This window comes from Mycobacterium sp. NGS16 (assembly GCF_059813225.1).
This window is the reverse complement of the sequence record NZ_JCALEE010000011.1, coordinates 76,590-89,471: the sequence shown is the minus strand read 5'-3', so window position 1 is coordinate 89,471 and position 12,882 is coordinate 76,590. Positions and strand designations below refer to the sequence as shown.

Annotated in this window: 18 protein-coding genes; 12 read left to right on the top strand and 6 right to left on the bottom strand. The window is 67.9% G+C overall.

What is annotated here, in order from left to right:
• Positions 1 to 2: 2 nt before the first annotated feature.
• Genes AC5Y4Q_RS19595 through AC5Y4Q_RS19580 form a run of 4 tightly spaced genes read left to right on the top strand, consistent with a single transcriptional unit; the run spans position 3 to position 2,394 of the window.
• Complete coding sequence (locus tag AC5Y4Q_RS19595; RefSeq protein WP_064922405.1) at positions 3 to 704, top strand: HAD family hydrolase; 702 nt, start codon at positions 3 to 5, stop codon at positions 702 to 704.
• 6 nt (positions 705 to 710) lie between these two features.
• Positions 711 to 992: a phosphoribosyl-ATP diphosphatase gene (locus AC5Y4Q_RS19590; protein WP_064922406.1), complete on the top strand. Its 282-nt coding sequence runs from the start codon at positions 711 to 713 to the stop codon at positions 990 to 992.
• A 2-nt stretch (positions 993 to 994) separates the two neighbouring features.
• Positions 995 to 1,855, top strand: a complete 861-nt coding sequence (gene hisG / locus AC5Y4Q_RS19585) for an ATP phosphoribosyltransferase (protein WP_064922407.1) — start codon at positions 995 to 997, stop codon at positions 1,853 to 1,855.
• Between the two features lie 59 nt (positions 1,856 to 1,914).
• Positions 1,915 to 2,394 carry a DUF4126 family protein gene (locus AC5Y4Q_RS19580; protein ID WP_064922408.1) on the top strand — a complete coding sequence of 160 codons (480 nt, stop codon included), beginning with the start codon at positions 1,915 to 1,917 and terminating at the stop codon, positions 2,392 to 2,394.
• Positions 2,395 to 2,404: 10 nt separating this feature from the next.
• Here the strand turns inward: AC5Y4Q_RS19580 and AC5Y4Q_RS19575 are convergent, their stop codons facing one another.
• A complete protein-coding gene (locus tag AC5Y4Q_RS19575; RefSeq protein ID WP_065018889.1) occupies positions 2,405 to 3,187 on the bottom strand; it encodes a thioesterase family protein in 783 nt (260 codons plus the stop codon).
• Positions 3,184 to 4,008, bottom strand: coding sequence for a RecB family exonuclease (locus AC5Y4Q_RS19570; RefSeq protein WP_064920251.1), 825 nt, complete (start codon positions 4,006 to 4,008; stop codon positions 3,184 to 3,186). Before AC5Y4Q_RS19570 ends, AC5Y4Q_RS19575 begins: the two co-directional genes overlap by 4 nt.
• 45 nt (positions 4,009 to 4,053) lie before the next feature.
• Between AC5Y4Q_RS19570 and AC5Y4Q_RS19565 the strand changes: the two genes are divergently transcribed.
• Both AC5Y4Q_RS19565 and AC5Y4Q_RS19560 read left to right on the top strand, forming a co-directional pair.
• Positions 4,054 to 4,887: a tRNA (adenine-N1)-methyltransferase gene (locus tag AC5Y4Q_RS19565; RefSeq protein WP_125224986.1), complete on the top strand. Its 834-nt coding sequence runs from the start codon at positions 4,054 to 4,056 to the stop codon at positions 4,885 to 4,887.
• Positions 4,888 to 4,908: 21 nt separating this feature from the next.
• Positions 4,909 to 5,241: a YbaB/EbfC family nucleoid-associated protein gene (locus tag AC5Y4Q_RS19560; protein ID WP_125224985.1), complete on the top strand. Its 333-nt coding sequence runs from the start codon at positions 4,909 to 4,911 to the stop codon at positions 5,239 to 5,241.
• Positions 5,242 to 5,244: 3 nt separating this feature from the next.
• Here AC5Y4Q_RS19560 and AC5Y4Q_RS19555 read toward each other — a convergent pair whose 3' ends face one another.
• Complete coding sequence (locus AC5Y4Q_RS19555; RefSeq protein WP_064920254.1) at positions 5,245 to 5,682, bottom strand: hypothetical protein; 438 nt, start codon at positions 5,680 to 5,682, stop codon at positions 5,245 to 5,247.
• A gap of 77 nt (positions 5,683 to 5,759) precedes the next feature.
• Here AC5Y4Q_RS19555 and AC5Y4Q_RS19550 point away from each other — a divergent pair, with 77 nt between their 5' ends.
• Genes AC5Y4Q_RS19550 through AC5Y4Q_RS19530 form a run of 5 tightly spaced genes read left to right on the top strand, consistent with a single transcriptional unit; the run spans position 5,760 to position 9,537 of the window.
• Positions 5,760 to 6,089: a WXG100 family type VII secretion target gene (locus AC5Y4Q_RS19550; RefSeq protein ID WP_125224984.1), complete on the top strand. Its 330-nt coding sequence runs from the start codon at positions 5,760 to 5,762 to the stop codon at positions 6,087 to 6,089.
• Between the two features lie 2 nt (positions 6,090 to 6,091).
• Positions 6,092 to 6,382 (top strand): WXG100 family type VII secretion target, encoded by a 291-nt coding sequence (locus tag AC5Y4Q_RS19545; protein ID WP_064920256.1) that lies wholly within the window; start codon positions 6,092 to 6,094, stop codon positions 6,380 to 6,382.
• Between the two features lie 16 nt (positions 6,383 to 6,398).
• The gene (locus AC5Y4Q_RS19540) at positions 6,399 to 7,709 is read left to right on the top strand and encodes a putative toxin (protein ID WP_125224983.1); all 1,311 of its coding nucleotides are present in this window, start codon (positions 6,399 to 6,401) and stop codon (positions 7,707 to 7,709) included.
• The gene (locus tag AC5Y4Q_RS19535; RefSeq protein ID WP_064920258.1) at positions 7,706 to 8,341 is read left to right on the top strand and encodes a HEAT repeat domain-containing protein; all 636 of its coding nucleotides are present in this window, start codon (positions 7,706 to 7,708) and stop codon (positions 8,339 to 8,341) included. Before AC5Y4Q_RS19540 ends, AC5Y4Q_RS19535 begins: the two co-directional genes overlap by 4 nt.
• Positions 8,342 to 8,367: 26 nt before the next feature.
• Positions 8,368 to 9,537 carry a hypothetical protein gene (locus AC5Y4Q_RS19530; protein ID WP_125224981.1) on the top strand — a complete coding sequence of 390 codons (1,170 nt, stop codon included), beginning with the start codon at positions 8,368 to 8,370 and terminating at the stop codon, positions 9,535 to 9,537.
• A 19-nt stretch (positions 9,538 to 9,556) separates the two neighbouring features.
• On the opposite strand, the gene AC5Y4Q_RS19525 is transcribed toward AC5Y4Q_RS19530, so the two are convergent.
• The 3 genes from AC5Y4Q_RS19525 to AC5Y4Q_RS19515 are packed head-to-tail and all read right to left on the bottom strand — an operon-like array spanning position 9,557 to position 10,897.
• Positions 9,557 to 9,850: a DUF503 domain-containing protein gene (locus tag AC5Y4Q_RS19525; protein WP_065018890.1), complete on the bottom strand. Its 294-nt coding sequence runs from the start codon at positions 9,848 to 9,850 to the stop codon at positions 9,557 to 9,559.
• A gap of 2 nt (positions 9,851 to 9,852) precedes the next feature.
• Entirely contained in the window at positions 9,853 to 10,389 is a 537-nt protein-coding gene (lppK, locus tag AC5Y4Q_RS19520) for a lipoprotein LppK (protein ID WP_125224980.1), read from the bottom strand.
• Between the two features lie 10 nt (positions 10,390 to 10,399).
• The gene (locus AC5Y4Q_RS19515; protein ID WP_064920262.1) at positions 10,400 to 10,897 is read right to left on the bottom strand and encodes an MTB12 family secreted protein; all 498 of its coding nucleotides are present in this window, start codon (positions 10,895 to 10,897) and stop codon (positions 10,400 to 10,402) included.
• Between the two features lie 156 nt (positions 10,898 to 11,053).
• Here AC5Y4Q_RS19515 and arc point away from each other — a divergent pair, with 156 nt between their 5' ends.
• Entirely contained in the window at positions 11,054 to 12,877 is a 1,824-nt protein-coding gene (arc, locus tag AC5Y4Q_RS19510; RefSeq protein ID WP_064920297.1) for a proteasome ATPase, read from the top strand.
• Positions 12,878 to 12,882 lie beyond the last annotated feature (5 nt).

Sequence of the window (12,882 nt, the reverse complement as noted above, 5' to 3'; positions counted from 1 at the left end):
CCCTGCGCGCGGTGCTCTGGGACATGGACGGCACCCTGGTCGACTCCGAGAAGCTCTGGGATGTCGCGATGGAGGCGCTCTACGACCGGCTCGGCGGGGTGCTGACTCCGGAGGTGCGGGCGGCCACCGTCGGCGGCGCCGCAGAGAACACCATGCGCATCGTCTACGACGACCTGGGCCTGCCGCTCGACCCGGCGGCGATGGCGGACTCGGCGAACTGGCTGCACGACTACACCGCCGGACTGTTCGACACCGGCCTGCCCTGGTGCGACGGGGCCCGGGAGCTGCTCGATGCGCTGGCCGCCGCCGCCGTGCCCATGGCGCTGGTGACCAACACCCCGCGGCCGCTGGCCGAGCGGGCGCTGAACACCATCGGGCGCCACTATTTCTCGGCGGTGGTCTGCGGCGACGAGGTTCCCCACGGCAAGCCGGCGCCGGATCCCTACCTGCGGGCGGCCGCGCTGCTGGAGCTGGATCCGCTGCGGTGCCTGGCCGTGGAGGACTCACCGACCGGCGCGGCCGCGGCCGAGGCGGCCGGCTGCGCGGTGCTGGTGACGCCCAATGCGATCCCGGTGCCGCCCGGGCCGCGGCGCCAGCAGGTGGCCACCCTGGCCGGTCTGCAGCCGGCGGACCTGGCCGAAATTCACGCCGATCTGGCCGGACCGCAGCGGGCCGTCGCCGGAAACCGACGTGACCGCACCTGACGGCGCATGAAACAATCCCTGCTCGTGAAGACCTTCGAGGAGCTGTTCGCCGAGCTCGGTGAGCGCGCCGCCACCCGACCGGCCGGCAGCGCCACCGTGGCCGCGCTGGACGCCGGGGTACACACCGTCGGCAAGAAGATTCTGGAGGAGGCCGGCGAGGTATGGATGGCCGCCGAGCACGAGTCCGACGACGCGTTGGCCGGTGAGATCAGTCAGCTGCTGTATTGGACCCAGGTGCTGATGATCTCGCGCGGGCTGACACTGTCCGACGTCTACCGGAAGCTGTGAGCATGTTGCGTGTCGCCGTCCCCAACAAGGGGGCGCTCAGTGAATCCGCGGCGGCGATGCTGTCGGAGGCCGGCTACCGCAGCCGCTCCGATGCCAAGGACCTGACCGTCATCGACCCGGTGAACAAGGTCGAGTTCTTCTTCCTGCGGCCCAAGGACATCGCCATCTATGTCGGGTCGGGTCAGCTCGACTTCGGCATCACCGGCCGGGATCTGGCCGCTGAATCCGGGGCGCCGGTGGCCGAGCGGCTGGCGCTGGGCTTCGGGTCGTCGAAGTTCCGTTACGCCGCACCAGCGGGCCGGGACTGGACCGCCGCGGACCTGGCCGGCAAGCGGATTGCCACCGCCTACCCCAACCTGGTTCGCAAAGACCTGGCCGGCAAGGGAATTGAAGCCACCGTCATCCGGCTCGACGGAGCGGTGGAGATCTCGATCCAGCTCGGGGTGGCCGATGCGATCGCCGATGTGGTGGGCTCGGGGCGCACCCTGCGTCAGCACGGCCTGGTGGCTTTCGGTGCGTCGCTGTGTGATTCCGAAGCGGTGCTGATCGAGGGCGCCGAGTCCAACGGTCGCAGCGCGCAGACTGCCGCCGCCCGTGACCAATTGGCCGCCCGGGTGCAGGGCGTGGTGTTCGGCCAGCAGTATCTGATGCTGGACTACGACTGTCCGCGTGCGGTGCTCGACCGGGCTGCCGCGATCACCCCCGGCCTGGAGTCGCCGACCATCGCCCCGCTCGCCGACCCCGACTGGGTGGCGGTCCGCGCGCTGGTGCCGCGTCGGGAGGTCAACGCGATCATGGACGAACTGGCCGCCATCGGAGCCAAGGCCATCCTGGCCTCGGACATCCGATTCTGCCGATTTTGATCAGTGCAGGTAGGCGCGCTGTCGACGTGTTAGCGTCCGGGAGACCCTAGGAGGCTCTCGTGACGCATTTCCTCGTGCTGCTCCTTGCCCTGCTGATCGGTACCGTCGCCGGCCTGCGTGCGCTGACCGCGCCGGCAGTCGTGGCGTGGGCGGCCGCGCTGCACTGGATCAACCTGGACGGCACCTGGGTCCAGTGGCTGAGCCACCCGGTGACCGTCACCATCTTGACGGTGCTGGCGGTCGGCGAACTCATCACCGACAAGCTTCCCAAGACGCCGGCCCGCACCGCAGCGCCGTCGTTCGCCGCCCGACTTGTCTTGGGCGCCTTCGCCGGCGCCGTTATCGGCACGGCGTGGGCGTTCACCTGGTCGGCGCTCGGCGCGGGCCTGATCGGTGCGGTCCTGGGCACCCTGGGCGGCTACGCAGCGCGCACCCGCCTGGCGGCGTCCCATGGCCACGACCTGCCGATTGCACTGCTGGAGGACAGTGTCGCGGTGCTGGGCGGTGTCGCGATCGCCGCTTTCACCGCGGTGGTGTGAACTGAGGCATTCAGCGCCGCTGCACCAGCAGTGCTTGCGCTGAGGTCCCGATGAATCCGCTGCGGTCGAACAGCTCTGCGGTGGTGACCCCGACGCCGTCCGGTCCGATCGAAGCGCGAGCCCGCAGGCCGAAGTCCTGCCCGGTGGGCAACCGGTGCAGATGGACGACGGTGTCGGTGTTCATGAACATGTACTCGTCGGTGTCCAAGGCGGCGCCGACGCCGTTCGCCGAGTCGACCACCATCGCCAGCCGCTGCAGCGCGGTGGTCGGTTCGGTGTCGACGAGATGTACCTGCGGACTCAGCCAGGACACCGCGGCGCCGTCGGGGGAGTCCGGCTGCATGCGCCAATCCACCGACTGGGCGTAGCCGCTGGCCCGGGTGAACCAGTCCGGCGGTGGCAGCGCCGGCCCCTCGCTCAGGCTCGGATGCCGGTCGGCGGCCACCGCGGCGGTGTCCGCGGTCGCCAGCGCCCAGGCGCTCAGCCGCGCCACCGGCCGGTCATCGTCGGTGGCGTGCATTTCGGCTTCCAGCAGGCAGATCCGCCGTCCGGGCCGCTGCACCCGGGCCGCTACCCGCACCGGGGCCACCGGTATCGCCCCCAGGATGTCCAGGCTCAGCCGGGCGATCCGCTGACCCGATCCGGCGAGCAGCCGCTCGATCTCGCGCGTGAGCAACGCCAGCGGCGGTGAACCGTGCTGCAGGTGCGCTCCCCAGTTGCTGCGGGTGAGATCGGTGGAGTCGTAGACCCCCGGGCCGGAGCCCTGCGCCCGCCGGTAGTAGCTGGCGTTCATGCTGCGCTCTCCGCCGGCCAGCCGGGATAGGCGGGCGGGGTGCCGCCGAACGCCGGGCACAGCGCACGGTGGGCGCACCAGTCGCACAACCGCGACGGTTTGGCGCGGAAGTCTCCTGTGGCGCCGGCGGTCTGGATCGCGCGCCAGATCGCGATCAGGGTCTTCTCGAACCGCAGCAACTCGTCATGGCCGGGGGAGTAGTCCAGCAGCTGCCCGTCGGCCAAATAGATCAGCCGCAGCTGCGCGGGCACCACCCCGCGAGATCGCAGCAGCGCCACCGCGTAGAACTTCATCTGGAACAGCGCCTTGGCTTCCGCCGACACGCGGGCCTTCGACGGCGCTCGGCCGGTCTTGTAGTCGACCACCCGCAGCGTCCCGGAGCCGGCGACGTCGATGCGGTCGACGAAACCGCGCAGCAGGGTCCCGTCGGCCAGCTCGACCTCGACGCGCTGCTCGCAGCTCTGCGGATCGAAGCGGCGCGGATCCTCCAGCCGGTAGTAGCCGGACAGGAGCTTGCGGGCCTCGGCGAGCAGCTTGCCGGTGTCCAGACCCTCACCCAGGCCCGGCTCGGCGCCGATCAGCTCGTCCCAGGACGGGGCGATCAGATCCTGGGCCGCCTCGGGGCCGCGCTGCGGCGCCGGCAGCGCGAAGAGCCGCTCCAGCGCAGCGTGCACCACCGAGCCGCGCAACTGTGCCGCCGACGGCGGCTCGGGCAGCCGGTCGATCGCCCGGAAGCGGTACAGCAGCGGGCACTGCTTGAAGTCGGCCGCGCGTGAGGGGGACAACGCCGGCTTGCTCATACCCGGGAACCTTACGGGCATGCGCCGACAGCCCGCGCAGCACAGCCTTGCGTAGGGTTAACGGCTGTGTCGGAATCCGGGATCTTTCAAGCGGGCGATCGGGCTCAGTTCACCGACGCCAAGGGCCGCCGCTACACCACGGTGCTGGCCCCCGGCGGTGACTTCCACACCCATCGCGGCGCGATCCCGCACGACGAGGTGATCGGGCTGCCGGACGGCAGCGTGGTCAAGTCCGCCAACGGTGAACCGTTCCTGGTCCTGCGCCCGCTGCTGGTCGACTACGTGATGTCGATGCCGCGCGGAGCGCAGGTGATCTACCCCAAGGACTCCGCGCAGATCATCCACGAGGGCGACATCTTCCCCGGGGCCCGGGTGCTGGAGGCCGGCGCCGGCTCCGGCGCGCTGACGCTGTCGTTGCTGCGGGCCGTCGGGCCGGAGGGCCGGGTGATCTCCTACGAGCTGCGCGACGACCACGCCGAGCATGCCCGCCGCAACGTCGAGTCCTTCCTCGGGTCCCTGCCGGACAATTGGCAATTGGTGATGGGCGATGTCGCCGGCTGCGATATGGATGCCGGGTCGATCGACCGGGTGGTGCTGGACATGCTGGCGCCGTGGGACGTGCTCGACACCGTGTCGCGGGTGCTGATTCCCGGTGGGGTGCTGGTGATCTATGTCGCCACCGTCACCCAGCTCTCGCAGGTGGTCGAGGCGCTGCGCGAGCAGCAGTGCTGGACCGAGCCGCGGGCGTGGGAGACGCTGCAGCGCGGCTGGAACGTCGTCGGCCTGGCGGTGCGCCCGCAGCATGCGATGCGCGGCCACACCGCCTTTCTGATCACCGCCCGCCGGCTGGCACCCGGCACGGTGGCCCCGACCCGGCGGGGACGCAAACGCCCGGTGTGAGCGGCGGGTTAGGTTGGCACTGTGCTGCCTGATCCCGAGGTCGCCCGCGTAGTCGCGCAGTTGCGCGCTGTGCGGTCTCTGCTGGAACGCGCCAGCGAGCAGTCGGGCAAGTACCTGTTCGTCGCGACCGATTCTGCGGGCACCGTCGAGGCGAGCGTCAACGCCCAGCGTCGCCTCGTTGACCTGCGCATCCTCGATGATCGGATTATGAACCTCGGAGCCCACGACGTCACCGAACGGATCAACGAGGCGATGTGGGCGGCAAGCGATTTCGCGGCGGTGTCGGCGGACGAGGATCTGTCCGAGCTGGAGCAGCAGATCGCTGCGGCCCTCACCGAATCCGACGAGACGTGAAGCTCACGCGCCCCAAATGCGTGGGCTCATCGCGTGCGCCGAGGGTGATTCCAGCTCCGCGGCGCCGTCGGCGCCGATCGTGTACGGAAAGATCAGTCCGATCGCCGCGCCCTCACGGTGTTCGACGCTGATCTCGATCCCGTCGCAGCGACGCTCGGTCAACGTGACGTTCAAGGCGACCGCGGCGGCCCGCAAGCTGTCCTTGACCTCGGTTACCGCTCGCCAGTGCGCCGCCAGTTGTTCGACGACCGTCAACTCGGCCGACGTCGGGTAGTTGGGCGCGATCACCTCGCGGTCGCCGTCAACCGATACCGCCAGCGCGAACGGCAGGAACTCACCGCTGGCCGCAATGCTTTCCAGGGCGAAATCGACCGCGGCGTCGGCGAGTCCGTCAAGGTCCGCCTGCGCCTGTTCGGTCACGGTGTCGCGCCAGCTCGGCATCGGCTGATTGCCTCCTTGTCAGATCGACCTCAACGGTAACCTGTCAGCACGGCATCGGTTGAGGGCGGCGGGTAGGTATGGCAGACATCATCCGGGTACAGGTCGAAGCACTGGCTGTCCAGTCCAAGAACGCCACTAACGCTGCCGAGGAGATCGGGCAGCGGCTGGCCGGGCTGCGCACCCGGATGGACAGCCTGGCGAGCACCTGGACCGGCGGCACGGCGGCCCCGGCGTATCTGGACGTCTGGGCGGAAATCAGCGAAGAGTGCCGCAGTATGATCGAGGATCTGGGCTGGATCGGGAAGTCACTGGCGGCCGCAGCCTCGGCTTACGGCCAGATGGAGCAAGCCGCGGTGCAGGCGTTCAACGAGGTGAGCCGCTCGGTCCCCGGCAACAGCGGGCTCTGATCATGGTACGGCGCACCGTCAGCGAAGAGGAGCTGCTCGATGCGGCCGACGCGATGCGGCAGTTCTGCGGGGTCATGAAGCACCGGCTCGACGCGGTGGCGGAGGGGCTCAACGGCTTGCAGCACGACTGGGCGGGCATCGCCTTCGACGCCTTCCTCGACACGGTGCACGGCTGGCAGCGCTGGGCCGACGATATGAACGAGCTGGTGTCCGCCATGCAGCGCAACGCCCAGATCGCCCATCACAACTACACCCACAACGCGCAGGTCAACACCGCCATGTGGGGCGGTTAGCCAACGGAGCCGTGGCGTGAGCACTGATGTCGATCCCGAACTGTTCTACGACGCTGCCGTGGTCTATAAACAGGACAGTGACACCGCCGCCGCGGCCCTGGGAAAGCTTGGCGGGGTGGATACTTCCAACGCGGCCGGCAGCAACGGGGTCGGGCCGCAGTGGGCGACGGCGTACGATTCCGCGGCCGACGGTGCCGGGGAAGTGGCGTATCGGCTGGTCAACGTGTTTCACAACCTGGGCAACCTATTGCGCCAGAACGGAATCAACCACGACCAGACCGAGGAAGCATCAACGCTGAACCGGCAGAACGAGTTCGGTGATCCGATCTCTCCGGCCGGGGAGACCGCCGGCACGTTCTTGGGTGCGGCGGTGGATCTGGGCACCGTCAAAGGTGGCGACGACCCCGAGCCGCCGCACTGGGATCTGGTGCGCGACCGGATCACCGACGGCTGGCCCAACGGTCATCCGGATCGGCTGTGGGCGGCTTCGTCGGGGTGGACCACTTTCGGACATGACCTGGTGGCGGTCGATGATCAGGCCAGCCCGCAGGAACTTGCGCTGATCACCGGGGTGGACGCCGCCGAGATCGGTGTGGTGACGGCCCGGATGAACGAAGCCAGAGTCCTCAACACCGACGTGGCCGGCGCCTGCGGCGACCTGGCGCGGGCGTCCAAAGGCTACGGCGACAAGATGGAAACCACCAAGTTCGGTATGAAGCTGCTGGTGGCAGAACTGTATGCACTCAAGCAAACCCTCGATGAGCCGTATTTGTGGCCCTTCCGCAGCTCGGTCATGAAGGTAGCCACCAATATGGCGGTCACCACCATCAACAACCTCAACACCGCGCTGCGGACCACCGCCGCGACGACGATGCTTGATCTGGGCGCGGTGTCTCTGTCGATGAGCACGGCGCTGCCGGCGGCGAAGACGCTGCTGGATCTGGTGCCGCGCCGGGTAGACCCGACGCCGGCCGAGCGGGTCAACGACAACCGGCGCAAGGGCTCTCGGGCCGAACAACGGGCGGGGATCGACCCCAAGAAAAAGCGGCCGATCCGGGTCACGGTTCCAGAGACCGGCCAAGTCCGAACTCGCATCCCCGACGAAATCGATGACGAAAACCATGTGATGCGCGAGGTCAAGAACGTCAAGAAGTTGAGCGCTACCCAGCAGCTCCGGGACATGGCTCAGTGGGCGCAGGAGAACGGATACAAGATGGTGATCGTCGTCGACAAGGGACGAACCGACGTCGGCAATGTAGAACGGACCCTGGAAGAGAAATATCCAGGATTGGATGTGGTGATCGACGAGAGCATAAACCTGTCATGAAGTACGGACCCGACCCGGAAACGTGGCCCGAGTACCGCCGGGCGATGAAGGACGAGCTCGACGCGGCGGGTATTCCAGAGGACACCGTGTGGGAGTTGGTGAACTCGCCGACCGACTATCCGCAAGCGGTGGCGATCATGGTGGACTGGCTGCAACATCTCGACGAACGTGTCCCGCCGGGCGAACCGCGCAAGGCGATGCGGTTAGGACTCATGCGTAATCTGATCACCAAGCACGCCAAGGGGAATCGCGATGCTGTGGAAATTCTTTTTCACCAGTTCGATATCGAGCCGGCGCTGAGCAATTTGGAACTGGAGGTCGCCGGCTTTGCATTGGCGGAAGCCTGCGACCGTTCCGATTTCGAGCGCGTGGCCGAGTTGATCCTGTCCGACAAGGTTTTTTCCACAAAAGGAGTGCTGGTGCGGTGGCTGGGTCAGTTCAAAACCGAGGAGGCCAAGCGGATTGTGGTCAGCCAGTTGGCCGATCCGGCTACCCGGACTGATGCGATGGCAGCGCTGGTTCGTCAGCGGGCTACGGGCGTGCGTGAGGCCGTCGCGGTATATCTCGATGACGAGCACGAGGTATGGCGCAAACTGGCCGCCAAAACCCTGGCCAAGCTGCCCGACGGCTAGTTGCCGCGAGGTTAGCGTCGATCGCAATGTCCTACGACTTCACGGTGTATGCCGCCGACCACATCGGCGCCGACGGACTGAACGCCCTGGTCGAATCCATCCCGGGCCTGTCGGTCGGTGATGGCGGTGGCGGTGAGATCAGCGTGCTGCGCGGCAAACGGCGGAACTACTCGTTCACCGTGTTCGGGCCCCACCGCATCGAACCCGAAGATCTGCCCGACGACGTCGTTCCGCTCGTTCTCGATCCGACGACCAGCTGGCAGGTCATCGTCGAGGGCAGCACTCCCACCGAGATCGCGCCGGCGTGCCGCTTCGCCAAGGCCCTCGCACAAGCCGCGCGCGGGGTGGCGGTCGACGAGCAAACCGAGGATGTCCTGGGCGCCAAGAAATCGCGTCAAATACCCCGTCCCACCACGGAATTCGTCCGACTGCTCGAACTGGAGTGGTACTCGCCGGCGTCGGCGCCCCCGGCCCCGGCGCTCTGGCTGGAACTGGCCAAAAAGCTCTTCCCCGAAGCTCTGCCGCGACGCTACGGTGGATATGAGCCCTATCCCTACCGGCTGGATCGCGACGGCGAAGGCCCGTTCATCACCGAGTTCGGCCGCTTCGGCGAGCGGTACGAATCGCAGACGTTCCTCGCCAGCAGCCCGTGCCGCTCGGGTGGCCTGTTCGCCCCGCCGTGGGGCGGCTACCTCCTCGACCGTCTGCAAATGCTGGCCGCGCCGCTCGACGATCCGCGGTGGCGCAACACCGTCCGGCGTTTCTTCGTCACCTATGCGCGCCGCCGCGGCAGCGTCCTCGCGGTCGCCGAAGTGCTGCGTAACCACAGGTTGAGTGGTCCACCCGACCCCGGCCGCGACCAGCACGGCTCCCTGCGCGCGGCCGACGGCATTCTGGGCCTGCCGGCCAATCCGGTCTGGCTGACCTGGCTGGGCAACGACTACCTGCCACTGGTCGGCGCTCACCTACCGCCGGAACACACCACCTACTACCCCGAGGGCGCCCTGTACGCCCCAACCGACGAACCCACCGACCGGGGTCAACTCGCCGCACTGCCCGACCCCATCCCCGCCCAACTGCGGGTCACCGCCATTCCCTCGCCGTACGGCCCGGCCAACACGCCGAAGAACGACCCGGCGCCGATCCGGTTGCAGGGCGATGAATGCGAGGTCCCGGCCGATCAGACCGGGGACTGAATCGGCCAGCGGCACACCCTCAGTCGTCGCTGCGGCTCAACCTGCGGCGCACCGACAGCAGCTCGATCTCCGGTCGGGCGGCCACCAGCCGCTCGGCGGCGTCGAGCACCTCCACCAGATGACCGCGCTCGCCGGATACGACGGAAACCCCGATACCGGCGCGCCGATGCAGATCGGCCGAATCCGTCTCCGCCGCTGAGACATTGAACTTGCGTCGCAACTCCGCGACGATCGGGCGCACCACCGACCGCTTCTGCTTGAGCGAATGCACGTCCCCGAGCAGCAGGTCGAACTCCAACCAGCCGATCCACATGGCTAGGGCGCCGGAGGTGCGGCGGGCGCTGGGGAGCCGGCGTGCGCCTTGCCGAACGCCAGCAGCGTCTTGGCGGTCTCCTGGGACAACTGCCAGGCCCCGTCGTGCGGCGTGAACTCCATCGGGAAGGTGAACGCGCCGGTGTCGGGATTGGCGGTGTTGGCGGTGACGTCGGCGGTCACATTGCCCGGGTGGCGATCCGACCAGGTCAGTCCGGCGGCGTCGAAATTCAGCGGTAGGTATCCGCCGTCTCGCAGCGCGGTGGCGAACTTGTCGATGGTTGCGCTGTCGCTGGGTTTGGCGCCCTCGATCAGGGTCACCTTGTCTGCGCCGGGAACGTCCGGGTCGGCCAGCCGGTAGAGCACGTCGGTCAGGGCTTCCGGCGCCGGCATCGCCGAAACCGGCGCAAGCACCGTCGTCGTCGACGGCGGCGACGGCACCTCAGCAGCCGGCTCGGCCGCCTGCCGGTGGTCGGCGCATCCCGACAACGCCAGCACCGCCGCCAGGGCGGTGCTCAACGCGAGGCGCTGCCGGGACATCCAGACGTGATCAGTTCGACGAGGTCATCTGCGACAGCGTCATCAGCGACGTCTTGGACAGCTTCCAGCCGCCCTGGTCCACGAACATCAGGTTGACCGAGCGCGGCTCCATCCTCGGCCCGGAGGCGGTGACATCGGCCGTGGCGGCACCGGGGCCGGCCGGGGCGATGTTGGCCACACTGATCGCCAGCGGGAACTTGCCGTTCGCGGCGGCCTTGGCCATCTTGCGGTCCATCAGGCTGCTCTCGACGGGGCCGAGGCCACCCTCGATGAGGTGGGACTTGCCGGCGGCGGGGATACCGGGGTCGGCGAGGGTGTTGAGCACGTCGGTCAACTGTTCCGGGGCGGGCACGTCAACTGCCGGGTCCAGCGGCAGGGGCGCGAAGAACACCGTCACCGGAGCCTGGGCGGCAGCGGGAGCAACGGTTGCCAGGCAGCTCACAGCCGTGCCCGCGGCGCCGATCAGTGCGGCCGCTGCAACACCTGTGGCTAGGGATTTCACGCTCACTGAAGTCCTTTCGATCACCCGATTCCGGAAACCAGGCTAACAGCGTTTCTCGGTGTGTCGGATTGCCACTGTGCGCGCGAATGCACAATGGCCGGTAGCGTTGAGGTATCGGTCGCTTCAACTTCCAGTTCGGGAAAGGAGCGCAACATGGACAACATGGGAGAGCCAGGGCGTTCAGAGGCCTTCGACGCGTCCAGGGGGCCGGGCATGCCCGACGATGACCTGGCCGAGCTGGAGGAGCTGCGCCGCGAGGCTGCAGTGCTGCGCGAGCAGCTGGACAACACACCGCAGGACAGCGCGCGGGTCGGGCGCGACGTGCGGCAGCTCGAAGCGCACATCGACTCGCTGACCGCGCGCAATTCCAAGCTGATGGACACCCTCAAAGACGCACGGCAGCAGCTGCTGGCCCTGCGTGAAGAGGTGGACCGGCTGGGGCAGCCGCCCAGTGGCTACGGGGTACTGCTGGGCAGCCACGACGACGAGACCGTCGACGTGTTCACCTCCGGGCGCCGGATGCGGCTGAACATCTCGCCGAACATTGACGTCTCGGTGCTGAAAAAGGGCCAGACGGTGCGGCTCAACGAGGCCCTGACCGTGGTCGAGGCCACCGCCTTCGAAGCGGTCGGCGAGATTTCAACGCTGCGCGAGGTGCTCGCCGACGGCCACCGGGCCCTGGTGGTGGGCCACGCCGACGAGGAGCGCATCGTGTGGCTGGCCGAGCCCCTGGTCGCCGAGGACCTGCCCGAGCGCGACCCGGACGCCATGTCGGATGACCGGCGCCCCCGCAAGCTGCGCCCCGGCGACTCCCTGCTGGTCGACACCAAGGCCGGCTACGCCTTCGAGCGCATCCCGAAGGCCGAGGTCGAAGACCTGGTGCTCGAGGAGGTGCCCGACGTCAGCTACGGCGACATCGGGGGCCTGGGCCGCCAGATCGAGCAGATCCGCGACGCCGTGGAACTGCCCTTCCTGCACAAGGAGCTGTACCGGGAGTACGCGCTGCGCCCGCCCAAAGGTGTGCTGCTCTACGGGCCGCCCGGCTGCGGTAAGACGCTGATCGCCAAGGCGGTCGCCAACTCGCTGGCCAAGAAGATGGCCGAGGTGCGCGGCGACGACGCCCACGAGGCCAAGTCGTACTTCCTCAACATCAAGGGCCCCGAGCTGCTGAACAAGTTCGTCGGCGAGACCGAACGTCACATCCGGCTGATCTTCCAGCGGGCCCGGGAGAAGGCCTCCGAAGGCACGCCGGTGATCGTGTTCTTCGACGAGATGGACTCGATCTTCCGCACCCGCGGCACCGGTGTCTCCTCGGACGTGGAGACGACGGTGGTTCCCCAGCTGCTCAGTGAGATCGACGGCGTGGAGGGGCTGGAGAACGTCATCGTGATCGGCGCCTCCAACCGGGAGGACATGATCGACCCGGCGATCCTGCGGCCCGGCCGTCTCGACGTCAAGATCAAGATCGAGCGCCCGGACGCCGAAGCCGCCCAGGACATCTTCTCCAAGTACCTCACCGAGAGCCTGCCGGTGCACGCCGACGATCTGGCCGAGTTCGGCGGGGACCGCGCGGCCTGCATCAAGGCGATGATCGAGAAGGTCGTCGACCGGATGTACGCCGAGATCGACGACAACCGGTTCCTAGAGGTCACCTACGCCAACGGTGACAAAGAGGTCATGTACTTCAAGGACTTCAACTCCGGGGCGATGATCCAGAACGTCGTCGACCGGGCGAAGAAGAACGCGATCAAGTCGGTGCTGGAGACCGGCCAGCCGGGGCTGCGCATCCAGCACCTGCTGGACTCGATCGTCGACGAGTTCGCTGAGAACGAGGATCTGCCCAACACCACCAATCCCGATGACTGGGCACGGATCTCGGGTAAGAAGGGCGAACGGATCGTCTACATCCGCACCCTGGTCACCGGCAAGAGCTCCAGCGCCAGCCGGGCGATTGACACCGAGTCGAACCTGGGCCAGTACCTGTAATCGCG